The sequence below is a fragment of the Afifella aestuarii genome (genome assembly GCF_004023665.1).
GTDB lineage: Bacteria > Pseudomonadota > Alphaproteobacteria > Rhizobiales > Afifellaceae > Afifella > Afifella aestuarii.
In genome coordinates, this window is the sequence record NZ_SAUF01000002.1 from 120156 (window position 1) to 144437 (window position 24282).

The window sequence follows — 24282 nt, forward strand, 5'->3', positions numbered from 1 at the left end:
CTTACGCGATTTCGTAAACATGTGCACGACTTGCTTTGGTGAGGCTGAGATGTCCGCGATATGCGTGATCGCAATGCGGCCGCAGGCGTGGGGCGGCAAACTCTCCCGTCGCTCTATTTGTCCCCTGCGCCCGCCCCCCGCGCTCTCAGGCGGTGCGTTCCGGGGCTCCATCGGGACGGATGCGTGTTCCCGCACCATGCACCGTGAAGAGTTCCAGAAGTACCGAATGCGGCGCCTTGCCGTCGACGATCACGACGCTTTCGACGCCCCGCTCCACCGCCTCGATGCAGGTTTCCACCTTCGGGATCATGCCGCCGCTGATGGTGCCGTCGGCGATGAGGGCGCGCGCTTCGGCGACGGTGAGCTCGTCGATCAGCTTTCCCGATTTGTCGAGCACGCCGGAGACGTCGGTGAGGAAGAGGAGCCGCTTGGCTTCGAGCGCGCCGGCGATGGCGCCGGCAAAGGTGTCGGCATTGATGTTGTAGGTCTCGCCGTCGCGGCCAGGCGCCACCGGGGCAATGACCGGGATCATCTCAGAACGCGCAAGAAGGTCGAGCAGCGTCCGGTCGACTTCCACCGGCTCGCCGACGAAGCCGAGATCGACAACCTTCTCGATATTGGAATCGGGGTCGACGACGGTGCGCTTCAGCTTTTCGGCGAAGACCATATTGCCGTCCTTGCCGCAAAGCCCGATCGCCCATTCGCCCTGCGCGTTGATGAGCGCGACGATCTCTTTGTTGATCGACCCGGCCAGCACCATCTCGACCACTTCGACGGTTTTGCGGTCGGTCACCCGCAGGCCGCCTTTGAATTCCGAGACGATGCCCATCTTTTCAAGCATGCCGCCGATTTGCGGCCCGCCGCCATGCACGACGATCGGGTTGACCCCGGATTGCTTCAAGAGAGCGATATCGCGGGCGAAGGCCGTGGCGAGATGCTGATCGCCCATGGCATGCCCGCCATATTTTACGACCACCGTTCGCCCCTCGTAGCGCTGCATATAGGGCAGGGCCTCGGAAAGAAGTCTCGCCTGATCGTATGCTTCGCTCTTGGTGGCTTCGCTCATCGATGGCTCCGAAGATCAAGGGCCGGAAGGCGTCTATAACGCGTGGCCGAGGAAGAGGATCTGGAGGGCGTCGGCAACCGGCGCTTCAGGGCGCGGTGTCTAGCAAGTCTCGCTCGCCTTGCCAATCAATGAGCGCGGCGGCGGCCGTGCGGACGGATTCAAGGCCGCTATCCTTGAAGCTCGATGTGGCGAGGATTTCCGGAAAAGCGGCGGGGCGCTTGCGGATCGCTTCGGCGGTCGCCTCGATCAGGCGTTTCAGTTCGCCCGGTTTCGGCTTGTCGGCCTTCGTCAGAACGATTTGGTAGGTGACGGCCGCCGTATCGAGTTCCTTCATCACGGTGAGATCGGCGGCTTTGAGCCCGTGGCGAGCGTCGACGAGAAGGAAGACGCGCCGGAGCGTCGCCCGCCCCTTCAGGTAGTCGTGGATGAGCTTCGTCCAGTCCTCGACCTTGTCCTTCGGCGCCTTGGCAAAGCCGTAGCCGGGCATGTCGACGAGGGCGATGAGAGGTTCTTCGCCACTGTCGCCAGGACGGTCCGGGACGAAGAAATTGAGCGCCTGCGTGCGCCCCGGCGTCTTGGAGGTGCGGGCAAGGTCCTTCTGGCACGTCAGCGCATTGATCAGGCTCGACTTGCCGACATTCGAGCGGCCGGCGAAAGCGATCTCGACGGGGCCTTCTGGAGGAAGCGCCGCGAGGTTGGGCGCGGAGGCGACATAACGCCAGGGAGAGCCCCAGGGATTGGCCTGTCGGCTGTTCCGCTCGCTGTCACTTTGGCCCTCAGGCGGCTCATGCGGCATGGCTTGATCTCACCTGTTCGGGGAGCGGCCGGCACCTTGCCGGCCGCTTTAGCCTATTCGGCGGGCGTGTCGGACTTGCGGCCGAAGAGGCCCTTCATATTGTCCCACAGCTCGATCTTCACGCCGTTGCGCCGCATGATGATGCCCTGCTGCAGCACCGACAGGAAGTTGTTCCAGGCCCAGTAGATGACGAGGCCGGCCGGGAACGACGCCAGCATGAACATGAAGATCAACGGCATCCAGTTGAAGATCATCGCCTGCGTCTTGTCGGGCGGTTGCGGGTTCATGCGCATCTGCACGAACATCGTGAGACCCATGATGAGCGGCCACACGCCGAGATGCAGGAAGCTCGCTTCGAACGGCAGCAGCCCGAACAGGTTGAAGATGTTCGTCGGATCCGGCGCCGACAAATCGTGGATCCAGCCGAAGAACGGCGCATGCCGCATCTCGATGGTGACGAAGAGCACCTTGTAGAGCGAGAAGAACACCGGGATCTGAATGAGCACCGGCCAGCAGCCGGCAAGCGGATTGATCTTCTCCCGCCTGTAGAGCTCCATCATCTCCTTCTGCATCGCCGGCTTGTCGTCTTTGTAGCGCTCCTGCAGCTTTTTGATCTGCGGCTGCATTTTCTTCATCTTCGACATGGAGGCGTACGACTTGTTCGCCAGCGGGAAGAAGATGGCTTTGACGATGACCGTGACCGCGAGGATGGCCAGGCCGAAATTGCCGAGGAAGTGGAACAGGAAGTCGATGACGAAGAACATCGGCTTCGTCAGGAAGTAGAACCAGCCCCAGTCGATCAGAAGGTCGAGCCGGTCGATGTCGAAGCTCTGCTCGTACTGCTTCAGGAGCGTGACGACCTTGGCGCCGGCGAAGAGCAGCGTCTCATGATTGGCCGAAGCGCCAGGCTGGACGGTAACCGCATCGCCAAGAAAATCCGCCTGATAGGTCGGCACAGCTCCGTCCTCGGTCCGCAGGAAGCGGCCCTGGAACGGTGATTCACCGCGCGGAATGAGGGCGGATGCCCAGTATTTGTCGGTGATGCCGAGCCACCCGTCATTCGTCTTCGCGGGCGTGACGGCCTCGTCCTCGAGATCCTTGTATTTGACTTCCTTGAGGCCTTCGTCGCCGAAGACGCCGATCGGGCCTTCATGCAGGATGTAGAAGCTGCGACCGCCCGGCGTGCCGTGCCGGCTGATCAGGCCATAAGGATAAAGCGTCACGGGCGCGCCGGAGGAATTCTCCACGCTTTGCGACACCGTGAACATGTAATTGTCGTCGACGGCGATCTGGCGCTTGAAGACGAGACCCTGGCCGTTGTCCCAGGTAAGGGTGACGGGCTTTTCCGGTGTCAGCGTATCCGCGTCGGCCTGCCAGACCGTATTGGCGTCCGGAACCGCCGGCCCGCCCGCAGAGGCAACCCAGCCAAAATCGGCATAATAGGGGTCGGCGCTGCCGATCGGCGAGAAGAGCTCGATCATCGGGCTCTTCGGGTCGGGCGTCGCGTGGTAGCGCTTCAGATCGAGTTCGTCGATGCGTCCGCCGACGAGGCTGATGGAGCCTTGAAGTGCCGGTGTATCGACGGCAAGCCGGGGCGCATCGGCGGCGGGCTCGGCCGTGCCGCCCGTTGCAGGCGCCGCCTCGCTCGCGGAAGGTGGAATTTGCGGCGCCGCGCCAGCCGGGGCATCGGCACCCGCGGGGGCACCTGCGGGCGCGGTCGCGCCTGGCGTGCCGGCAACAGACGTGTCCTGGTCCGTCGCCTTCTGCACCTCTTCCTGCTGTTGCTGGCGCTGCGCTTCGATGCGCGGTCCGGCGACGAAATACTGCCAGCCGAGCAGGATCGCCAGCGACAGGGCGATGGCGATAATGACGTTACGGTTGTTGTCCATCAGCGTCCCGTCCTCCGCGCTCGGGCGGAATTTTATGGGGGCCGCGGCGCTTTCTGCGCGAACGGCTCGAATGATCGTTGTGAGCCGTCTCGCTCGAAGCGGTGAGCGCCGTGGAGAGTGCGCCGACCAAATCGGCGAAATCGGCTCGAAGTGCCGGCAAGCGTGCGATGACGACGAGGTCGCGCCCGGTCTGCTGTCGTTCGCTGACAGCCTCCCGTGCCGCCTCTTTCAGGCGCCTGCGGATACGGTTGCGCACCACCGCCTGGCGGGCCACGCGTTTGGAAACCGTAAAGCCGATGCGCCCCTCATCTGAATCGCCGCGATCACGGCTTTCCAGAACGAAATAGGGACCCGCCCGGCGAAAGCCCTTGCGAGCTGCCAGGAAGTCCCTTCGTTTTTTGAGGCGCTGCATGGCGCCGAAGCTTACGCAGACAGGCGCTTGCGTCCCTTCGCACGTCTGCGGGCGAGAACCTTGCGGCCGTTCTTGGTGGCCATGCGAGCACGGAAGCCATGGCGACGCTTGCGCACGAGGCGGCTCGGTTGAAAAGTCCGTTTCATAATCGTTCTGCCGCCTGCGGCAGCCCTCAAGCTGGTGAACGGAAGTCAGCCGGCACCTATGACCGAAATGCTGCTTCGATGTTCGGAATTCGGACCGTGCGCCATTGCGGCACGGTGCTTTTCGCGTGCGCGATATAGTGGCAATGCCTGGCCGAAGTCAACGCGCGTTCCAAAGGTCATGTGCGCATAAGAGAATGAGCGCGTGATGTTCAATTCCGAGTGAAGCTCACCTTCTCCCGGTCTGAATGCCTTACCTGGGGCTGAGAGGACGTTCTCGCGCGCGACATCAAATATCGTATCGAGCGGCTGAGGAACATGTGGCGAGGCAGCGCCGAAGGATCGCAGGCGAATGGCCGAGAATAATGTCGGGACGAAAGTCAGGGAACGAAGAGCGGATGGACGGGGCGAAACCGAAGGCCCGATGGGGGACGCCATAGAAGAGCATCCCTCCAGCGAAGCGCCGCGGGCGCTATGGCTGCGTTTCCTTCCGGTCGGGATTGTCGTGCTCCTTCTCCTCCTGCTCTATGCGGGGGGCTTTCAGGAGTTTCTCTCTCTCAATGCTCTTCAAGAAGAGAGCGAAGCCCTCAAAGGCTTCGTTGACGATCGGCTCGCGCTTGCCGGGCTTCTCTATGTCATTGTCTATATCACCCTCGTCGCCGTCTCCTTTCCGGGGGCGAGCATCGTCACGATCTCGGGCGGATTGCTCTTTGGCTGGGCGCTGGGCGGCGCCCTGTCGGCCGTGGGCGCCACGATCGGCGCTTGCATCATCTTTCTCATTGCCCGCACCTCGTTCGGCACGGTCCTCGCCCGCCGTGCCGGCCCGCGCCTGAAACGCCTGCGGGCGGGCTTCCAGGAAGACGCTTTTCATTATCTTCTGTTTTTGCGCCTCGCGCCCATCTTTCCGTTCTGGGTGATCAATCTGGCCCCGGCGCTTTTCGACATGCGCCTCGGCCCCTATGCGCTTGCGACCTTCCTCGGCATTCTTCCGGGCACCTTCGCGTATTCCTATTTCGGCGAGGGCGTGGGCACGGCTCTCGACGAAGAAGGGCCGGTCGTTTCGACGCAGCTTCTTCTCGGTTTTGTCGTCCTTGCCCTTGCCGCTCTTCTTCCCATCATGTTGAAGCGCTGGAGAGCCCGAAATGTCGGAAAAAAGACGTGACCGTTTGACGTGACAGAAGAGATCAAGACCGACATTTGCGTGATCGGCGCAGGCTCCGCCGGCCTGACGCTCGCGGCGGCCGCATCGGCTTTCGACGTTCCGACAGTTCTGGTCGAGAACGGCAGGATGGGCGGCGACTGCCTGAACTATGGCTGCGTTCCTTCGAAGGCCCTGATTGCGGCGGCGCGGCACGTGGCACATCTGCGCGAGGCGCCGGCTTTCGGCGTCAATGCTGGGGCCGCCGACGTCGATTTCGCGACCGTTCACGCTCATATTCGCTCTGTCCTCGCGGCGATCGCACCCAACGATTCGCAGGAGCGTTTCACCGGTCTCGGCGTGCGCGTCATTCGCGAAAGGGCGTCTTTCCTGGATCGGCGCACGATTATTGCCGGCGAGACACGCATCAGCGCACGTCGCTTCGTCATCGCCACAGGCTCGTCGCCGCAGGTGCCCGACATCGAAGGGCTCGACGGTCTCGATTATCTCACCAACGAAACCCTCTTCGATCTGACGAAGCTGCCGACCCATCTCATTGTCATCGGTGGCGGACCGGTGGGTATGGAGATGGCGCAGGCGTTTCGCCGCCTCGGCTCGGAGGTCAGTCTCCTGGAGAGGGGACGCGTCCTCTCCCACGACGATCCTGAGCTTGCCGATCACGTTCGCCGCCGTCTCGTCGCCGAAGGCGTCACCATTCATGAAGAGACGGAGATTTCGCGCGTAGCCCGACGCGGACGATACGGCGTGCGCGTGCATATTAAAAAGTCCGACGGCAGCGAAGAGGCCGTCGACGGGACGCAGATCCTGGTCGCAACGGGCCGCCGGCCGAATGTCGGCAGGCTCGATCTCGACAAGGCCGGGATCGATTTCGACGAGACGGGCATCAAGGTGGGCGCGAATCTGCGCACCCGCAATCGCCGCGTCTATGCCGTCGGCGACGTGACGGGCGGACCGAATTTCACCCATTGGGCCGGCTATGAGGCAGGGCTCCTGCTGCGTCCGCTGCTGTTTCGGATTGGCGCGCGGCCGCAGCGCGACCTTCTGCCTTGGGTCACCTACACCGATCCGGAACTCGCTCATGCCGGCTTGACGCTTGAGGAGGCGGAGCGGCGCCATGGCCATGTGCGGGTTTTGCGCTGGCCCGTCGCTGAGAACGATCGCGCCCGGGCGGAACGGCAAACGGAGGGGCTGATCCGCCTCGTCACGACGCGCCAGGGTCGTCTTCTCGGGGTCGACATCGTGGCCCGCAATGCGGGCGAGATGATTGCCCCCTATGCGCTGGCACTCTCGAAACGTCTCAATGTGCGCGATATGATGGGCATGCTCCTGCCTTATCCGACTGTTTCGGAGGTGGGAAAGCGCGCGGCGACGAGCTTCTATCTCCCGGTCCCGAATAAGGCGAAGGCGCTCGCACGTTTTCTGCGCCGCTTCGGCTGAAGGGCAGGGCGTGAATGCGGCCTTTTGTGATGTGGCGCGCGCGAGGATCGCGAGGCCTCTGAGGAGTGTTTGGTGGCGCTTGAGGAAAAGCCCTCAGAGAACATGACGAGAAAGTCGTGGCTTGCCGAGTTGTGGCCGGTTCGGGGGCTGTCGGGCAAGCTTCTCGTGCTGACGATCACCTTCGTCATGGTCGCGGAAGTGCTGATCTACGTGCCTTCCATCGCCAATTTCCGCAATATGTGGCTCGACGAGAAGCTCGAGGCGGCGTCGATCGCGGCCCTTGCGGCCTCAAGCCCCGGTGCCACTCCTTTCCCGGAAGATCTGCAGAAGCGTCTCTTGCAGGCGATCGGCATGGAAGCGATCGCGATGATGGAGAACGGCCAGCATATCCTGATCGCGGCCGGCAACATGCCGGAAGAAGTGGCAGTCCATCAGGATCTGCGCGAACTCGGTCCTGCGGAGGCGATTGCGGCGGCGTTCGGCACGCTCTTTTCGGGGGGCGGGGACCGGCTCATCCGCGTTTCGGGCGAACCTCCGGCCGGCATGGCGATGTTCGAAATCGTGTTGCGCGAGGATGGTCTGCGCCAGGCCATGCTGCGTTACTCACGCAATATCCTGCTCCTCTCCATGGCGATTTCCGTCATCACCGCCTCCTTCGTCTATCTGGCGCTGAGGCGGATGATCGTTCGGCCCATCCAGAAACTCGCCGCCAGCATGCAGGACTTTTCCGCCGATCCGGAGGATGTGCGCTGCGAGGTCACGCCGACCGGGCGCCATGACGAGATCGGCCGGGCGGAGGAGCGTTTCGCCGAAATGCAGGCGGCCTTACGCGACATGTTGCATCAGCGCCGGCATCTCGCCAATCTCGGGCTCGCAGTCTCCAAGATCAATCACGACCTGAGAAACATCCTGGCCTCCGCCCAGCTCTTCTCAGACCATCTCGGCGAGGCGCAGGACCCGCTCGTGCGCCGCATCGCGCCGAAGCTCGTGGGCACGATCGATCGGGCGATCGGCTACACCCGCTCGGTTCTCGCCTATGGCCGGGCCGAAGAGGCGGAGCCCGTGCGCCGGCTCGTCTCCGCCCGGCGGCTGGTGGAGGAGGTGGCGGAAATCCTGAGCCTGACGCCGGACGGTACCGTCGTTTTCGAAAACCGGGTCCCGGGCGACCTGGAGATCGACGCCGATCCCGACCAGTTCTTCCGCGTTATGCTCAACCTCTGCCGCAATGCGCAGGAGGCGCTCGTCTCGGATGAAAACGCATCCGTCATCCGCCGCCTTTGGGTCGAAGGGGAACGCACGGGCGCGGTTGCGCACCTGCGTGTTTGTGACACGGGGCCGGGTCTTCCGAAGCGGGCGCGCGAGGCGCTTTTCAAACCCTTCCAGGGCTCCACGCGGCCGGGCGGTGTCGGGCTCGGTCTTGCGATCGCGCAGGAGATCGTAGCTGCCCATGGCGGAGAAATAGAGCTTTTGGAGCGGGCTGGGGCCGGAACCATCTTCCAGATCGAGATCCCCGACCGGCCGGCGCGATTGGCTGATATGCGCGATCGCCGCAAAGCATAAAAGCCGTGAAAGAGGCGGCGAGAGGTGCTTGCAATCCGTCTTCTGAGCGATTAGGTGTGTCGCTCCGCGCCGCAGCCGATGGGCCTGCGACGACCGCGGCAAGCACCGGTAGCTCAGCTGGATAGAGCACCAGACTACGAATCTGGGGGTCAGGGGTTCGAATCCTCTCCGGTGCGCCATTTCCCCTCTCGATCGCGCGCGCTAAGCCCTTGACGGCGTTGAGAAGCCGCAGAAAACCGGCCTTTCCCCTCTTCCGCGCCCCCTCTCTATTGCGCTACAAAGTGCCTTACATTCTGTCTCACGGGGCGGGCACGCATGCCGCGCTGGCTGAAACTCCGCAACGGCCTCTATTCGTACTACCGGCGCGTGCCGAAGGCCTTCGCCGATGTCGATTCCCGCGCTTTTGCGGAGGAGGCGCTCGGCACGCGTGACCTGCGGCGTGCCGAGAAGCTCGTCCATCTCGTCAACCGCGAACAGGAAAAGCTGTGGGTCGCCCTCAAGAAGGGCGGGGCGGAGGATGCGCGCGAGCGCTATCTCGGGGCGATCGAGCGCGCCAGGCTGGAGGGCTTCGAATATCAGCCGACCGGCGAAATCGCCGCGGGCGAGCTGTCGGAGCTTCTCGCGCGTCTGGAGCGTCTGGAGGCGCTCTATCCGGATATCGCCGAGGCCGGCGACGACGCGCCCTCATCGGGGGAGAGGGCGGCCGTCGCGGCGCTTCTCGGCACGGCCAAAATGCCGGAGCTGACATTGTCGGCGGCGCTGCAGGAATACGAGACGCTGGCACGCTCGGAACTCCACCGGAAATCGCCAGACCAGATGCGCCGCTGGCGGGCGCCCCGGATGAAGGCGTTCGGCAATTTGATCGCCCTCGTCGGCGACAAGGCTGTCTCGTCCATCGCCCGCGCCGACGCCGTGGCGCTCCGGGCCTGGTGGGTCGAGCGCATCGTCGAAGAGGGGCTCGCCCCCAACAGCGCCAACAAGGACATCGGCCACCTGTCGCAGATCCTGGGAACGCTCGACGAGACCTATGAGCTCGGCATTGGCCGGCCCTTCGCGCGCCTGCGTCTCAAGGAGGGAGAGGAGCAGCCGCGGGCGCCGTTCCCGATCGACCATCTCGTCATGATGGTGACCGAGCCCCGCCATCTCGGCGGGCTCAACGAAGAGGCGCGCGACATCCTCCTCGTCATGGTCGAGACCGGCATGCGGCCGATCGAGATCTGCGGCCTCGGCCGGGACGACATCCAGCTCGACGCGGAGGTGCCGCATGTGCTCGTCCGGGCCGTCGACCGCGACCTCAAGACCCCCTATTCCAAGCGGGAAATTCCCCTCGTCGGCATCTCTCTCGTCGCGTTGCGGCGGCACCCCGACGGGTTTCCGCGCTACAAAGACAAGAGCGCCGGCCTTTCTAGCGACGTCAACAAGATGTTGCGGTCGCGCGGCCTGCTGCCGACCGAGAAGCACTCGCTCTATTCGATCCGCCACACGTTTCAGGATCGCCTCGTCGCAGCCGACATGCCCGACCGCATGCAGGCAGACTTGATGGGCCACAAATTCGCCCGGCCCCTCTATGGCGAGGGCCCGACTTTGGCGCATAAACGTGAATGGCTCCTGCGGCTTGCCATCACCGCCCATCCGGAGCCGCCCGATCCGTCGCAGGGGAGGCTGTTTTGAGCATCGATATTGAACTCATTTACGACAGCAAAGAACCGGCCATCCATCGCATGATAGGCTGCGGCGCGGTGGAAGCGCTTCCGCGGATCGGCGAGCACGTCGTCATCGAGAGTGGCGGCCTCATTTCGAGCTACGAGGTGACAGACGTTGTTCACGACATCGAAACGGGTACGATCCTCGTGGTTGTCGTCGGGGATGCAAACGCAAACTCTCTCGGAAACAGACAGTCCCAGGCACTCTCAAATATGAGGCGATAGAATTGGGCGCCAGAACACCTCGCAACGCGAAAGGCCGCGCGGAGGACCGCCACCCGTCGCCAGGGCTGCGGCGGCTGCGCATGGCTCTCGCCGCCTCCGGCGACAGCCAGGCGGGCGAGACGGCCGAGGCGGTGCGCGCGCTCATTCGTGAAGAGCTCGGCCGCGCTTTCGGCGAGGCAGCGATGAAAGCGGCGAAGCCGGAGGAGTGAGAGCTATGGTGATTTTCTCGCCCTCCGAGGAGGCGCCGAAAATCACCATATAGGTGCACCGCCGCCCGTTCCCCTTTTCTTCCCCGCGCTCAAAACCCCTGCTAAAAGGCTGGTGCTGCGGACAAATCGGCCGGCTTTCCCGTCTTTCGACATCGGGGGCCGCGCTTGGCAAAACTGGACAATCGCGGGCTCACGCCCGTCGACATCGAAGATCTCCTCTCTTGGACGTACCGTGAGGAGATGCCCAAGGCCGACCCGCTCGGCCTCGGCCCGCCGCGGTCCGGCTCTTTGAGCCAGATGATCGCGCTCGGCACGCGGGTGCAGGAAAGCCGCGGCGACAGCCTCTTTGCCGCCTGCATCTATGGCAACCCGCACGAAGACGCGGTCATACTCGACGAGCTGGTGCGCGAGCTCGACAGGCTCTCGGCCGAATGGCACGTGCCGCCGGCGGAGCTCGTCTCCGATCTGCCGGACGACGTGCAGGCGGAAGCCGAGCGGGCGCTTTCAGGCTACCGGATCCAGCGCATGGCGCTCGTGCTGCGCTACGCCAAGGGGCTCGGCCGGCCGGACTGGCGCGTCGGTCCGGGCGAGACGCCGGAACGGCGGGCGGTGAGAGCCCGGAACGGTCAGGACGCCTGGTTCGTGCAGGTGACGCGGCGCCTGAAAGAGAAGACGGTGGACGGGCGGACGATTGTTCGCTCCGTGACGATCGAGGAGCCGGGGCGCGACCCGAAGACGCGACGCCCGCGGCGCGACGCCTATCGCAAATTCGAATTCGAACCGCCGGTCTCCACGGTCATCGACCGCCGCGCCGATTATGCGCAATGGCACGCCGCGCTCACCTGGCTCGCCGGCGAATGCGCCGGGCGGCTGACGGCGCACGAGGTGACGGGCCCGGCGGCGCCGGAAAGGCCCTGGGAAACGGGTGAGGACGCGTCGGAGAGGCCGCGGCGGGTGTTGGCGAGCCTGGTCACGTGAGGGCTTGACATTGCGCCTGGAAGTTGACAACCATCCGAACCGTTCCATTGGGATTCGCGAGCCGCCGCCGACGAGAAGTCGGGCAGGCGGCTTTTTCATAGGTTGCTGAGAATGCGCTACGTCTCGGGCCGCATTATCGCCTCGCCAAGAAAAAGCCTTCGCATCGACGAAGACAGCTATGAGGACTGGGGCGCGAGGCGAACGAGCACGACTGTTCACGAACCGGCGCCTGAGGCCGTCAAGACCGGCCTCCTTGGACCGCGAGGCGAAGAGCTTTATCGCGTGAACGACGAGCGCCCGATCGGCTTTGTGCACTTCCGAAAGCGTTCGTAGCTGCGAAATCCCCTCGAAAAATGCGCGGGAATATGTTCCTACGTTTCCGCGCCTCACTTTCAGACATCACGAATCGGGTCCGCGCCCGATAACCCGGTCGATCCGGTCCAAGCAGCAAGGCGACGGGCGGCGCAGAGTTTTGCGCCGCCCCTCGCTTTCCGGCCCAGCGAGGCGTTCACTTCATGGCAATCGGCACGACGCGGCGCACCATCGAGGATGGGCGCGGGCGCGAAGTGCGCGTGGAGAGCCGGGCGATCGGCAAGCGCCAGGTGGCGCGGGAAAGCCGCTCGGATGCGGAGATCGCCGGCGAGCGGGCCGGACGGCTCGACGAGATCGTCGACCGCATCCGCCGTCTGCCGATCGGCCGCAACGACCTGGAGCGCTTCCACGAAGAGCGTGACGAGATCTGCAAGGACCTGATGGGCCTCGCCCGCGACATGCGGGTGCGGCAGGCGACGGCCGGGCAGTGGGGGCGCGGGCGCTGAGATGACCGCGTTCTCCTACATCGACACGTCCGACGTGCTCGAAATGGGCCGGGCTCTGCAGAATTTGCCCGGTGAGATCAGGGCGAAGGCCATGTCGCGCGCCATGCGACGGCTGAACAGCATGGCGAAAACGCGCGTGGTCCGGCGCGATGCCGAGCGCATCAACATTGCTCAGAAGCATGTGCGCGAGCGGACGAGGCTGTCCGCGTCGTTCAATGCTGGCGGGCACACGCAGGATCTCATTCTGAAGTCGGGCTGGATACCGCTTGAGAAGCTCGGTGCCAGGCAATCGAAGCGCGGTGTCATCGTCGTGAAGCGTGGCCTTTATCGGCATGCCTTCAGGGCGGGCATGGATAGCGGCCATCGTGGCGTCTTCCGGCGTGTGCCTGGCACCCGCATGCGCAAGAAGAACAAAGAGCAGATCCGCGAGCAGTTCGGGCCGAACCCCGTGAACGACATCCTCACGTCGCCGGAGGAATACCTCGACGTGCTTGAGGCGATCGTGAAGGAGATGTTTGCCCCCCGCCTCCTCCACGAGGTCGATCGGCTGCTGGCGCAAGTCGGCCACTGAGGCGCGCCGCGGCTGGCGATGGGTGCGGCGCAGCGAGGCCTGGCGTGAGGGCTGTGGCCGACGCGCCACACTGCGGCGGGCCGGCAACAGCCGGGGGCTCGGGGGCGCCCGGCGGCCGCGGGTCCTTCCTAGGGGGGCGCCGGCGCGGGCCCGGGGGACCCCGAGATTTGAGCGTTTTTCGGTTCGCGGTTTTGCCATTTCGTTTCGCTTTGGGAGGTCGCGCTGGCGGGGAAAAAACCGGCGGCGGCCGATCCTTTGGCGGCGGAGATTTCGGCGCCGCAGATGGCCGAGCTCCTCGGCCTCACGCCGCGGCGGCTGCAGCAGCTCGCCGGCGAGGGCTGGATCACGAAATCGGGCCGCGGCCGCTATCCGCTGACGGCAAGCGTCAAGGGCTATCTCAAGTTTTTGGAGGAGAGCGCCAGGCGCTCGACCGACAAGGACGGCGAGCGGCGCCTCCGGGAAATCAGGATCGAGCGCGAGGAGCTCGCACTCGCCAAGGAAAAACGGGCGGTCATCCCGACGGAAGAGGCGATCGCCGCCACCGACGATGTACTCGGGATGTTGAAAGCGGATCTTGATGGCATCCCGGCCCGTCTCACGCGCGACCTCGAAGAGCGCGCCAAGGTCAAGACGGAAATCGACGGCGTCCTGGCGCGAGCTGCTGAGAGGCTCACCAAAGCGGCGCGTCATCTTCGCACGGGCGGCGACGATCCTGACGCCGAGACCGAGGACGACGCCTGACGCCTGGGCGGCCGACAACAGGGTCTATGCGGCACATACCGGACGGCCGGGCCCGCGCGACGCCTCGATCACGCCTTATGTGCTGATGCCCAACCGGGCGATCGCGGAGGGCCGTTACACCCGCATCGTCGAGGTCATGGGTGCCCAGATGGGCAAGACCGACGGCAAGTTGGACGTCATCGGCGAGCGCCTCGACAACGCCCCGGTGCCGATCATCTATCTCGGCCCGTCGAAAGAGTTCAACGAGACGCAGTTCGAGCCTCGGCTCCAAGCCCTGCTCGACGAGAGCAAGACGCTCGCTGCCAAGCTGGCACGCGGCAAGAAGCTTCGGAAAACGAAGAAGATCGTCGGCGGCGTGCCGATCCGCCTTGCACATGGCGGTTCGTCCACGGCGCTCAAATCCGATCCGGCCGCGCTCGGCATTGCCGACGAGGTCGACGAGCTCCTCGGCAACGTCAAGGGCCAGGGCAACCCGATCCGCCTCCTGGAGGCGCGCGGCTTCACGTACGCGGAATTCGTGCTTTCGGCCTCGTCGACGCCGTCGATCGGCGCCGTCGATGTCGAAACCGACGAAGAGAGCGGGCTGCAATTTTGGAAGCCCGCGCCGCCGGAGGATCTGGAAAGCGCGATCTGGCGAATGTGGCAGGAGGGCACGCGGCACCACTGGGCGTGGCCCTGCCCGCATTGCGGCGAGTTCTTCATTCCGCGCTTTCGGTATCTCAAATGGCCGAAGGGTGCGACGCCGGCGGAGGCCAGGCGGACGGCTTATCTCGAATGCCCGGTGAACGGATGCGTCATCGAGGATCGTGAGAAGGAAAGCATGAACGCCCGCGGCGATTTCGTCGCGCCGGGCCAGCACTTCGACGAGCGCGGAATCGTCGTCGGCGATCCCCCGGACACGTCGACGCTTTCGGCCTGGACGAGCGGCCTCGCCTCACCCTTCGTGATCTGGGGCAAGCGGGCCGAGGATTTTCTGACCGCCACGCTGACGGGCGATCCGGACGAGGTCCAGACGGCGGTCAATGCCGGCTTCGGCGAGCTCTTTGCGCCAGGCGGCGGAGACGTGCCGGAGTGGAAAGAGGTTTCGGCCCTTCGCGCCGCCTACCGGCAGCTCGAGGTGCCGCAGGGCGTCGCCTATGTCGTCGTGACGATCGACGTCCAACAAAACCGCCTCGTCTATGTCGTGCGCGGGTGGGGTGCCAAGGCGGAATCCTGGCTGATCGACCACGGTGAGCTCTGGGGCGAGATCGGCGACGACGGCGAGCTCGCCGGAACGACCATGGCCCTGCCGGTCTGGGCGGAGGCCGGCGCGCTGCTGCAGACGACGTTCGGCGGGCTGCCGGTGCGCCGCGCCTTCGTCGATTCCGGGTTTCGCCCCGGCAAGCCGTGGCAGATCCCGGTCAATCGGGTCTACGAGTTCTGTGCGCAGTTCCGGCGCATCTGCTACCCGACGAAGGGCTCGTCGCATTCGCAGATCAAGCCGTTGATCGTCTCGCAGCCGGAGGTGACCAAAGGCGGCAAGGTCTCGAAATACGGACTGGCGCTGATCCGGCTCGACCCCGATCACTGGAAATCATGGGTGCACGAGCGCGTGCGCTGGCCGCAGGATCAGCCCGGCGCCTGGCATCTCCACGCCGAGACGACCGACGATTACTGCCGGCAGATCGTGTCCGAGGCGCGGCTCAAAAAGCCAAGCGGCCAGGCGAGCTGGGTCCGGCGCTCGGCCGAAAACCACTACCTCGATTGCGAGGCGATGAACGCGGCCGCCGGCTACATGCTCGGCGTGCACCGCCTGACAGAAGCTGCGGTTGCGAGCATGAGAGCGCCCGCGCCAGCCGAGCCCCAGCGCAGCGAGGGCTCCGACGATTATTTCGGCGACAGGTTGAAGGATTACTGGTGACGACGATCGAGGAGAAAATCGCGGCGCTCAAGGAGGCGCTGGCGAGCGGCGCCTCGCGCGTGCGCTATGCCGACCGCGAGGTGCAATACCGCTCGCTCGCCGAGGTGCGCAGCATCCTCAAAGACCTAGAGGCGGAGCGTGACGGCAAAGCCGCGGCGCCTCGCACCACTTACGCCAGCTACTGGCCCGACTAGCGTGAGCCTCTTCGACAAGGCGCTCGCGGCCGTCTCTCCCGGGACGGCCCTGAAGCGCATGTACTACCGGACGCAGCTCCAGGAGGCGCAACGCGCCTTCGATGCGGCAAAGGTCGGTCGTCGCACCGATTCCTGGCGCGCGACCAATGCCTCGGCCAATGCCGAGACGGCGCTCGGTCTCGATCGCGTCCGCGCCCGCTCACGCGAACTCGTCCGCAACAACGCGCACGCTGCGCAGATTGTGCGGGCTCTCGCCGCGCATATGGTCGGGACGCAGATTACCTGTCAGCCGGTCGGGCTCAGCAAGCGCGCCTCGGCACAGGTCCGGCGCAATTGGGAGCGCTTTGTCAGCACGGCTGATCCGGTGCATGGGCTCAACTGGTATGCGCTTTCGCATCTTTCGGCGCGCACGGTCGCCGAGAGCGGCGAAGTCTTGCACGTCTGGCACGACACCGACAACGTCGAGGCGCCGCTCGAAGTGCATGTGTTGGAGCCCGACCATCTCGATACGGGCAAGAACGAGGCTCTTGCCAGCGGCGGCTCGATCATCCAGGGCGTCGAGTTCGATGCCAGCGGCCGGCGCGTGGCGTACTGGCTGTTCGACCGGCATCCGGGCGAGCCGGTCATTCCAACCGGAACGCCATGGCAGAGCCGGCGGGTCACGGCCGACCGTGTCGACCACATCTATGATGTGCTGCGACCTGGCCAGGTGCGCGGCATCCCATGGCTGGCGCCGGTGGCGCTGCGCATGCGGGACGCGGCCGAAGCCGAAGAGGCGGAGCTGATCCGCCTCAAGATTCAGAGCTGCTTTACGGCGTTCGTGCGTCGCGACCCGGACGCCAGCAACGCAATCGGCCAGGTCGAGGCGGAAGCCGGAACCGGCCGCCATATTGAGCGGATGTCGCCCGGACTTATTCATCGCTTGGGTCTTGGCGAGGACGTGACGTTCGGCACGCCCAACGCGACGGCCGGGCTCGCCGACTATTTGAAGAACCAGTACCGCGCGGTCTGCGTCGGCGTCGGCGTGCCGTACGCCCTCGGCACCGGCGACGTGTCCGACGCCAATTATTCCAGCTTGCGCGAAGCAAAGCTGCAGTTCTGGCAGATCTTGGACCATTGGCAGTGGGACATGCTCGTGCCGATGGCGCTCGCCCCCGCCTGGCGCCGTGTGCATCAAGCCTATGCCCGTCTCGGCCAGGGACCGCGCGAGGTGCCGCAGGTCGATTATGCCATGCCGCGCCGTCCCTGGGTCGATCCGCTCAAGGATGGGCTCGCGGCCGAGCTGGAGCTCCGGCTCGGCGGCTCGACATGGGCGCAGTTCGTCGGCGAGCGCGGCTACGATCCGGCGACCCAGGCCGACGAGATCGAAACCTGGAATCCGCGCATCAACGCGATGGGTCTCGACTTCGGATGGAAGAACCGCGGCGCCGAGGCCGGACAGAACGGAAACACTCCGGCAAACGGTCAGAACGGCAGCGAGGTCGACATGCTGCGCCAGCTGATGGCGGACGGCATGGATTTCGACCGCGCCGTCTCAGCGATCGGCGAAATGGCTCTGATCCGACGCCTCGGCGGTGCGCTCGGCGAGGGCCGGCTGATCGACCTCATTCGCGCCGCTGACGCGCACCAGAGCAGCAAGGAACCGGGCGATGACACGTAAGGCAGAACACAAGATGCTGCCAATCGAGACGCGCGCGGCGCTCGTCCAGCCGAAGAGCGTCGACGAGGAAGCCCGCACCGTCGATGTCGTCTGGACGACGGGGGCCCGCGGGCTGCGCCGTCGTTTCTTTTCCGACGACTTCGAAGAAGAGCTCGTCGTCTCGAAAGAGGCGGTTCGGCTCGATCGGCTGAACAACGGTGCGCCGGTCCTCAACACGCATTTCGCCTTCGACCTCTCCGAGCAGATCGGCGTGGTCGAGCGGGCCTGGATCGAAGGCAAGAAGGGCATCGCGACGCTGCGGTTCTCGATGCGGGACGACGTCACCCCGATCTGGGAAGACATCAAGGGCGGCATCGTCCGCAATGTGTCGGTGGGATACCAGATCCACCGCCGCGAGATCGAAGAGAAGGCGAACGGGCCCGACCTTCATCGCATCGTCGATTGGGAGCCCATGGAAATCTCCATGGTGCCGATCCCGTTCGACGCGAAAGCGCAGACGCGCAAGGCGGAGGACGAGCGCCTCTTCGACTGCGCCATCGTCCGCGCCGGATCCGGTCTGTCGGGCGTCGCGACGCGCATGCGCATGCGGGCGCGGTCTGCCGGTCTCACCTGATTTCAAATGCCGCCTGCGCTCCGCCGGGGCCGCAGGGGGACGGTCATCTGCCCCGGTAAATCACAGGAGCAAACCATGAAGGTTTCCCCGGTCAAGGTGGCGGCCCTTACCGTGCTGACCGCCTCGTTCTTTGCTGTGGTGGCGATGGCGGCCCCCGCGGCACATGATGTCATCACGGCGTTTTTCATGAGCGACTGGCATTCGCCTGAATGGCAGGGCTTCCTCGGCAGCCTGATGACGGCTGCGCCCTTGCCGCTGCCGGCGCTGCGTCGGAAGCTCGCCGATCTCGAAAAGCGCGCCAAGGACAAGATTGCCGAAATCGACGACGACACCGACGACGAGGCTGCGCGCCGGATCGAGGGCGAACACCAGGCACTGCTCGATCAGATCGCCGAGACGCGGAGCACGATCGAGACGGCGGAGCGCGAAGCCCCCGACGATCCCGACAGCGACACGCGGTCGGGATCCGGCGAGACCTCCGATGATCTCGTGCGGGCCGAACGCCGCCGGATCAGTGACATTCGCAGCGCCGTTCGGGACTTCGGTTTTGAAGACCGCGACGCGGACCGGTTCATCGACAGCGGCCAGGACATCAACGAGGTCCGCGCCGCCCTGCAGGGCAGGCTGGCGGAGCGTTCGCGTCGCGAGGCGCCGCGCACCCCTCCGGCCCGCACTGAACCGGGCGGCCAGGACGAGCGCGAAACCATGGTCCGGCTCATGGGCAATGCCCTTGAGCACCGCCTCGACCCTTCGACCCAGCTCGAAGAGGGCGCCCGCGAATATCGCGGCATGACGCTCATCGACATGGCGCGGGAATGCGTGTCTCGGGCCGGTGGGCGAACCCGCGGACTGACGCGTATGGAAATCGCCGAGATCGCGCTCTCTCCGGGCGACAACATGCTCGCCCGCTCCTCGGGACTGCATTCGACCTCGGATTTCCCGATCATCCTGGGCAACCAGATCAACCGCACCCTCCGGCGCGCCTATGAGACGGCGCCGCGCACCTATCAGCGCATCGCCCGCCGTGCCACGGCAACCGATTTTCGCCCGATCATCCGGGCCGATATCGGCGCCAATCCGCGGCTGCTCAAGGTCGGCGAGCATGGGGAGTTCGAGCGCGGCACGATCGGCGAGGGCAAGGAATCCTACGCTCTCGACACGTTCGGTCGCATCATCGGCGTGACGCGCCGCGTGCTCGTCGACGACGACCTTTCCGCCTTCGATCGCATCCCCTCGTCCTGGGGCATCGCAGCCTCTGCGCTCGAAAACGAAATCGTCTGGGCTCTCATCACGAGCAACGTGACGATGGGTGACAACAAGTCCCTGTTCCACGCCGATCACGGCAACCTCGCCTCCAGCGGCGCCATCTTCTCCGTCGATACGGTCGGGGCGGCTCGCACGGCGATGCGCTTGCAGCGGACGCGGGCGCCGGGCGGCAAGCGCGGCGAGAAGGGCTACCTGATCCCGATCCAGCCGAACCTCCTCGTCGTGCCGGCGGCGCTCGAAACCAAGGCGATGCAGTTCGTTTCGCCGATCGTCGTCCCGACGGCCGATGCGGACGTGAACCCGTTCAAATCGACCCTGGACGTCCTCGCCGAACCGCTCCTCGACGAGACGAGCACCGCGGCGTGGTATCTCGCGGCCGATCCCGGTCGCTCCGGCGTCGACACGCTGGAATATGCCTATCTGGACGGCCAGGAGGGCGTTTATACCGAGACCCGCATGGGCTTCGACGTCGATGGCGTCGAGTTCAAAGCGCGGCTCGATTTCGGCGCCGGCGCGATGGATTATCGCGGCTTCTACAAGAACCCGGGCGAGTAACGCCTGCGGCCATGATCCCAGGGGCGGCTTCGAGCCGCCCTTTTTCTTTCTGCGGATTTCAGGAGACAGAACATGAAAGACTTCGTGAAGCCGGGTAACACCATTACCGTGCCTGCGCCGGCCGGCGGCGCGAAATCCGGTGCGGGCGTCCTCGTCGGCTCGATCTTCGGCGTCGCCGCCTATGATGCGGCTGAGGGCGATCCCGTCGAGATCATGCTGGATGGTGTCCACATGCTCGACAAGACGAATGCCCAGGCCTGGACGATCGGTCTCCTCATTTATTGGGACAACACGACCAAGAAGGTCACCTCGGCGGCGAGCGGCAACAAGCTGATCGGGGCCTCTACCGAGGCCGCGGCCAATCCGTCCGCCGACGGCATGGTGCGGCTCAACGGCGCCTTCACCTCGTAATGCTCGATTTCGGGGCGCTGGTTCGGCCCGCCGATGCCGCCTTCGGCGAGGCGTTCACGCTCTCGCCGATGACGCGGCGGCCGAACGGCCCTCCGACGCCAGACGAGACGCGCGTCGCGCAATCATTCCGCGGCATCTGGGTCGAAAAGCCGGAGATGCTCGACAGCTCCGAATCCTACGACCCGCGATCGACGCAGCGTTTTGCGCATGCGAGTGCAGAGGCCGGCGTCTCTGTGGAGTTGTCGCAGCTCCCTTATGAGCCGCGGCAGGGCGACCGTGTCACCCGCGCCAAAGACGGCCGAACCTATTCGGTCACCTGGCCGAAACGCGACGGGCTCGGCTGGGTCACGCTGATCCTGGCAAAGGCCGCCTGATGACGGCCCTCAGCGTGACGGCTCTGCGCCTCGCCGCGATCGAGGCGCTGGCGCCGACCGCAGCCATCGCGGCCGGAAGCGGCTTCCCGACGATCGCCGGGAGCCACGTCTACGACACGCGCTCCGTGCCGGTCGACGCGCTGGCGCCCGACGCGCCGCCAGCGCTGACGATCGGCGTCTATGCCGAAGAGACCGAGGGCGTTCGCCGCGGCGACGGCTCCGCGTCCCACAATGAGTTTCTGTCCGTCGATCTGACCTTCGAGCTGGAGCTCGCGGTTATCGACAGTTTCGACGGCGAACCCGGCGTCGGAAACCCGGCGACGGATGCGGCGGCGGCGGTGCAGCTGGAGTTTCTGGCCTCGCAGATCCGCTACGTGCTCCTCGTCTCTCAGGCCGGATATCCGTTCCGCCGGATCTGCAAAGCGGTCTCGCGCACCCGCACGGTGCCGTTTCGGTTGCCGGAGCTCGCCGTGCGTCTCGCCCGCCTCACGATGGTGATGGCCTGCGAGATCGACGACGACGAGTGGAGCGACGCGCCGGGCGAGCTGCCGGAGCCGCTCGCCGGCTTTGCGGCCGGACTGCCGGACGGCAGCTATGCGCGCGACGTCTGCGACCAGATCGCCGCGGCCTGGCCGGGGCAGGAGACGCCGCCGCAACTTCAAGAGATTCGTTTCGGCCTCGGCGCCGAGCGCCCCGACACATTCGACGACGCGCCGCTCAGGGGGCGGGTCGACCTCACAGGAGATCCCTGATGGCAAATCATCAGCACATGGTGCTGGCGCGACAAGGCCTCAAAATCCCGATGCCGGACCGCGACTTTCGCCTGTTCCCGGCCAAGGGCCGCCGCGTCGATCTGGACGACCCGTTTTATGCGCAGCTCAAGCGGGGCGGCGACCTGGTCGCCAGCGAGCCCATCGCGGACGGCGCCAGCGAGCCCGGCGCCGACAGCCCCGAGAGCGCCACGCCGGGCTCTCAACCCGAACCCGAAACGACCGATAAACCGCAGGGCGCAAAACCCCGGCGACGGAAGGAGTGATCAATGGCTGACGGTATCGTCTTCGACAACATCCCGGGAGCCGGCCTGGTCGCGCCCGGGTTCTTTTTCGAAGTAACGAGTGGCGGACAGTTCGAATCGAACGCCCGCATGCTCGTCATCGGCCACGCCAATTCCGGCGCGTCGCTGGCGGTCAACACGCCCGTGCCGCTCAATTCGCAGTACGAGGCGGATTCTCTTGCCGGCGCCGGGTCGGTGCTTGCGGATGCCTACCGCATTGCACGCGCCAATGCGCCGGCCCAGGAAATCTGGGGCATGGCCGTTGCCGCGACCGGCACCACGGCCGCATGGACGGTCTCGATCGACAGCGTGCCCGCCGCGGGCGGCGTCGGCGTGATCGAGATCCAGGGCGAGATCATTTCCGTTTCGATCGCGGCCGGCGATACGGCGACCGAAGTCGCGACCGCGCTCGCCGCGGCCGTCAACGGCTATTACAACGCGCTGACGGGTGCCTCTCTTGCCGTGACGGCAGCCTCGACCGACGAGGTGGTGACCCTTACGGCGCGGCATGCCGGCCTCGTGATGAACTCGGTCGATTTGCATGTGCCGAGCGGCGTCACCGGCAACGCCTTCGGCGGCGCGACGACGATCACGCAGACGACGACAGCGACCGGCTCTCCGGACCTGACGACGGCGCTCGCCGCTCTCGGCGACGACCCGTTCGACTTCATCTCGACGCCCTTCGCCGATGAAACCAATCTCGGCCGCTACGAGACGTTGATGTCCGACGTGTCTGGGCGGTGGTCCTATCTCCGGCAGATCTACGGCCACATCGTCACGGCCGTGGTCGATTCCACCGGCGATCTGACGACGCTCGGCCTCGGCCTCAACGACCGCCATCTGACGGTCATTCCGGTGATCGAGGGCGGCTCCAATCCGTCTCCGGTCTGGGCCTGGGCGGCGGGCCTTCTCGGCCGCGTCGTGCCGTGGCTCTGCGACGGGGCGACGGGCAATGCCGGCCGCAACCAGACGGGTCTCGTCGTGGAGGGCGTGCGCGCGCCGCGCAACCGCGCCTACTGGCCCGGCTACACGCAGCGCAACACGTTTTTGAAATCGGGCGTCTCGACCTGGTCGGTGAACGCGTCCGGCGACGTCGCGATCGACAAGCTGATCACGACCTATCGGACGAATCCGCTCGGGCAGGCCGACACCGTCTTTCGGGACATTCAGATCATGGCGCAGCTCATCTACATGCTGAAAGCCTATCGCGCGGCCCTGTCCTACGAGCACGGCAACAAGGCGATTGCCGATTCCAATCCCGGTGGTCTCGGCGCGCTGGTCACGATCGAGGACATCCGCGCCACTATGGTGCACACGGCCGACGAGCTGGAGCGTCAGGGCGTGCAGGCCAATGCGGCCGAGTTCGCCCGCCGCTTGGTCCTGTCACGCGACAACGACAACCCCAACCGCGTCAACATGCTGGCGCCGATCGCCGCGGTCGGTCCGCTCGACATCATCGCGGCGAATGCCCGCCTCTTCAAACAATACCGGCAGGCCGCGACCTGATCCGGCCCGTCACATAAAGGAGATCCGATATGGCGCGATTTGGCGGCGAAATAATCTTTTCGTTTGCGGGTGGGAGGAAGCTCACCATGCGCGGCGACTTCACCGTGAAGCCCGCGGGATTCTCGGCGGAGGCGATCACCAACCAGGACGGCTCGGTGAGCCAGTCCGCCACGCTGATGCCGCACGGCTGGGAAGGCACTTTCGAAGACGCGGCCGACCTCGACTGGGAAGAGCTGATGCGCCTTGGCGATTTCGAAGTGACCGCCCGCGAGGATTACACCGGCGTGTCGCACCTCTTCGGTCCCGGTTTCTTCGTCGGCGAGCCCTCGATCAACCGCAAGACTGGTGAGGTCTCCGGCCTCTCCGGCGCGCATCAGAGCTATCGGAAGATCTGATGGCGACGATCAAACTCTCCAAGAGCTACGAGGCGTCCGGCCAAGTCTTCGACGAGGTCACGCTGCGCCCGCCGACCTGCGGCGAATATTTTGCGATCGGCGAGCCGCAGGAATGGGTTCTCTCCGGCGGCGTCCGCGGCACGCGCATGCTCGCGACCGATCTCGGCGTCGTCCGCCAATATATGGACAAGCTGTGCACGGCGCCCGGCGGGCAGTATCTCGACGTTCTCGACCTCAAAGACGCGATCGCCGTCAAAGACGCGGTGCTCGGTTTTTTTACAGAAGCGAGGTCGTCGACGCGCAACTCGACTTCCTCTTCCTCGACCTCCACTGGCGGCCGCAAGACGTCGAAAAGCTGACCTTCGACGCGCTCGACAAGCGCATCGAGAAGCTCGCATCCGGGCTCGAAAAGCGAAAGAAGCGCTAAGGCGCTTGGCGGGTGGTGCCGCCGCAGATCGGGCATCGATAAGAGCGCTCACTGGCGACGGCGGCGAGCACGAACCAGACGACCAGCCACAGCCCGCCGGTCACGATCGACAGCAACAAATGCAGGATGTGCGTCGGCGTCTGTTTTTGCGCGAGCACCGTCCGGCTGCATTGCGGGCAGTAACGTTGAGCATGCTTCGTCCCCACTGACGTCTCCCTCC

General features: G+C 65.3%; 28 protein-coding genes and 1 tRNA gene. 23 read left to right on the forward strand and 6 right to left on the reverse strand.

The features are described 5' to 3' along the window. Positions 1-145 precede the first annotated feature (145 nt). The 5 genes from argB to rpmH all read right to left on the reverse strand — a co-directional run bounded on the left by argB (position 146) and on the right by rpmH (position 4309). A complete protein-coding gene (argB, locus tag EO094_RS08950) occupies positions 146-1066 on the reverse strand; it encodes an acetylglutamate kinase (protein WP_128291983.1) in 921 nt (306 codons plus the stop codon). A gap of 85 nt (positions 1067-1151) precedes the next feature. Continuing rightward, the gene (yihA, locus tag EO094_RS08955) at positions 1152-1862 is read right to left on the reverse strand and encodes a ribosome biogenesis GTP-binding protein YihA/YsxC (RefSeq protein ID WP_128291984.1); all 711 of its coding nucleotides are present in this window, start codon (positions 1860-1862) and stop codon (positions 1152-1154) included. A gap of 53 nt (positions 1863-1915) precedes the next feature. Beyond that, the gene (yidC, locus tag EO094_RS08960; protein ID WP_128291985.1) at positions 1916-3751 is read right to left on the reverse strand and encodes a membrane protein insertase YidC; all 1836 of its coding nucleotides are present in this window, start codon (positions 3749-3751) and stop codon (positions 1916-1918) included. Next, complete coding sequence (rnpA, locus tag EO094_RS08965; protein WP_128291986.1) at positions 3735-4163, reverse strand: ribonuclease P protein component; 429 nt, start codon at positions 4161-4163, stop codon at positions 3735-3737. The genes yidC and rnpA overlap by 17 nt, the downstream gene beginning before the upstream one ends. Before the next feature lie 11 nt (positions 4164-4174). Continuing rightward, positions 4175-4309, reverse strand: a complete 135-nt coding sequence (gene rpmH / locus EO094_RS08970) for a 50S ribosomal protein L34 (RefSeq protein WP_092811498.1) — start codon at positions 4307-4309, stop codon at positions 4175-4177. A gap of 421 nt (positions 4310-4730) precedes the next feature. Between rpmH and EO094_RS08975 the strand changes: the two genes are divergently transcribed. The 23 genes from EO094_RS08975 (at position 4731) to EO094_RS09075 (ending at position 23994) form a co-directional block, all read left to right on the forward strand. After that, positions 4731-5468 (forward strand): TVP38/TMEM64 family protein, encoded by a 738-nt coding sequence (locus tag EO094_RS08975; RefSeq protein ID WP_128291987.1) that lies wholly within the window; start codon positions 4731-4733, stop codon positions 5466-5468. Between the two features lie 9 nt (positions 5469-5477). Then, complete coding sequence (locus EO094_RS08980; RefSeq protein WP_128291988.1) at positions 5478-6902, forward strand: dihydrolipoyl dehydrogenase family protein; 1425 nt, start codon at positions 5478-5480, stop codon at positions 6900-6902. Positions 6903-7004: 102 nt separating this feature from the next. After that, on the forward strand, positions 7005-8462 hold the full coding sequence (locus EO094_RS08985; RefSeq protein ID WP_128291989.1) for a sensor histidine kinase: 1458 nt from the start codon (positions 7005-7007) through the stop codon (positions 8460-8462). 102 nt (positions 8463-8564) lie between these two features. After that, positions 8565-8641, forward strand: a tRNA-Arg gene (locus tag EO094_RS08990). A 136-nt stretch (positions 8642-8777) separates the two neighbouring features. After that, positions 8778-10133 (forward strand): DUF6538 domain-containing protein, encoded by a 1356-nt coding sequence (locus tag EO094_RS08995; RefSeq protein WP_128291990.1) that lies wholly within the window; start codon positions 8778-8780, stop codon positions 10131-10133. Continuing rightward, positions 10130-10390 carry a hypothetical protein gene (locus EO094_RS09000; RefSeq protein WP_128291991.1) on the forward strand — a complete coding sequence of 87 codons (261 nt, stop codon included), beginning with the start codon at positions 10130-10132 and terminating at the stop codon, positions 10388-10390. Before EO094_RS08995 ends, EO094_RS09000 begins: the two co-directional genes overlap by 4 nt. Positions 10391-10470: 80 nt before the next feature. Further along, on the forward strand, positions 10471-10599 hold the full coding sequence (locus EO094_RS18865; protein ID WP_281275246.1) for a hypothetical protein: 129 nt from the start codon (positions 10471-10473) through the stop codon (positions 10597-10599). Between the two features lie 165 nt (positions 10600-10764). Next, the gene (locus EO094_RS09005) at positions 10765-11577 is read left to right on the forward strand and encodes a hypothetical protein (protein ID WP_128291992.1); all 813 of its coding nucleotides are present in this window, start codon (positions 10765-10767) and stop codon (positions 11575-11577) included. Between the two features lie 515 nt (positions 11578-12092). Next, on the forward strand, positions 12093-12395 hold the full coding sequence (locus tag EO094_RS09010; RefSeq protein ID WP_128291993.1) for a hypothetical protein: 303 nt from the start codon (positions 12093-12095) through the stop codon (positions 12393-12395). 1 nt (position 12396) lies between these two features. After that, a complete protein-coding gene (locus EO094_RS09015; RefSeq protein ID WP_128291994.1) occupies positions 12397-12966 on the forward strand; it encodes a hypothetical protein in 570 nt (189 codons plus the stop codon). 282 nt (positions 12967-13248) lie between these two features. Then, the gene (locus tag EO094_RS18700; protein ID WP_246008448.1) at positions 13249-13707 is read left to right on the forward strand and encodes a hypothetical protein; all 459 of its coding nucleotides are present in this window, start codon (positions 13249-13251) and stop codon (positions 13705-13707) included. Next, the gene (locus EO094_RS09020; RefSeq protein ID WP_425455891.1) at positions 13655-15607 is read left to right on the forward strand and encodes a terminase gpA endonuclease subunit; all 1953 of its coding nucleotides are present in this window, start codon (positions 13655-13657) and stop codon (positions 15605-15607) included. The genes EO094_RS18700 and EO094_RS09020 overlap by 53 nt, the downstream gene beginning before the upstream one ends. Next, positions 15604-15801, forward strand: coding sequence for a phage head-tail joining protein (locus EO094_RS09025; RefSeq protein WP_128291996.1), 198 nt, complete (start codon positions 15604-15606; stop codon positions 15799-15801). Before EO094_RS09020 ends, EO094_RS09025 begins: the two co-directional genes overlap by 4 nt. Position 15802: 1 nt before the next feature. Further along, complete coding sequence (locus EO094_RS09030) at positions 15803-17461, forward strand: phage portal protein (protein WP_128291997.1); 1659 nt, start codon at positions 15803-15805, stop codon at positions 17459-17461. Next, a complete protein-coding gene (locus EO094_RS09035) occupies positions 17451-18074 on the forward strand; it encodes an HK97 family phage prohead protease (RefSeq protein ID WP_128291998.1) in 624 nt (207 codons plus the stop codon). Before EO094_RS09030 ends, EO094_RS09035 begins: the two co-directional genes overlap by 11 nt. Before the next feature lie 75 nt (positions 18075-18149). Continuing rightward, positions 18150-19895, forward strand: coding sequence for a prohead protease/major capsid protein fusion protein (locus EO094_RS09040; RefSeq protein WP_128291999.1), 1746 nt, complete (start codon positions 18150-18152; stop codon positions 19893-19895). Positions 19896-19967: 72 nt separating this feature from the next. Next, positions 19968-20306: a DUF2190 family protein gene (locus EO094_RS09045; RefSeq protein ID WP_128292000.1), complete on the forward strand. Its 339-nt coding sequence runs from the start codon at positions 19968-19970 to the stop codon at positions 20304-20306. After that, complete coding sequence (locus EO094_RS09050; RefSeq protein WP_128292001.1) at positions 20306-20680, forward strand: head-tail joining protein; 375 nt, start codon at positions 20306-20308, stop codon at positions 20678-20680. Before EO094_RS09045 ends, EO094_RS09050 begins: the two co-directional genes overlap by 1 nt. Further along, positions 20680-21432: a hypothetical protein gene (locus EO094_RS09055; RefSeq protein ID WP_128292002.1), complete on the forward strand. Its 753-nt coding sequence runs from the start codon at positions 20680-20682 to the stop codon at positions 21430-21432. The genes EO094_RS09050 and EO094_RS09055 overlap by 1 nt, the downstream gene beginning before the upstream one ends. Continuing rightward, positions 21432-21716 (forward strand): hypothetical protein, encoded by a 285-nt coding sequence (locus EO094_RS09060; protein WP_128292003.1) that lies wholly within the window; start codon positions 21432-21434, stop codon positions 21714-21716. Before EO094_RS09055 ends, EO094_RS09060 begins: the two co-directional genes overlap by 1 nt. A 3-nt stretch (positions 21717-21719) precedes the next feature. Then, positions 21720-23240, forward strand: a complete 1521-nt coding sequence (locus EO094_RS09065; protein ID WP_128292004.1) for a phage tail sheath subtilisin-like domain-containing protein — start codon at positions 21720-21722, stop codon at positions 23238-23240. Positions 23241-23269: 29 nt separating this feature from the next. Beyond that, positions 23270-23635 carry a phage tail tube protein gene (locus EO094_RS09070; protein ID WP_128292005.1) on the forward strand — a complete coding sequence of 122 codons (366 nt, stop codon included), beginning with the start codon at positions 23270-23272 and terminating at the stop codon, positions 23633-23635. Beyond that, positions 23635-23994: a phage tail assembly protein gene (locus tag EO094_RS09075; RefSeq protein ID WP_128292006.1), complete on the forward strand. Its 360-nt coding sequence runs from the start codon at positions 23635-23637 to the stop codon at positions 23992-23994. The genes EO094_RS09070 and EO094_RS09075 overlap by 1 nt, the downstream gene beginning before the upstream one ends. Before the next feature lie 64 nt (positions 23995-24058). Here the strand turns inward: EO094_RS09075 and EO094_RS09080 are convergent, their stop codons facing one another. Beyond that, positions 24059-24268: a hypothetical protein gene (locus EO094_RS09080; protein ID WP_128292007.1), complete on the reverse strand. Its 210-nt coding sequence runs from the start codon at positions 24266-24268 to the stop codon at positions 24059-24061. Positions 24269-24282: the final 14 nt, after the last annotated feature.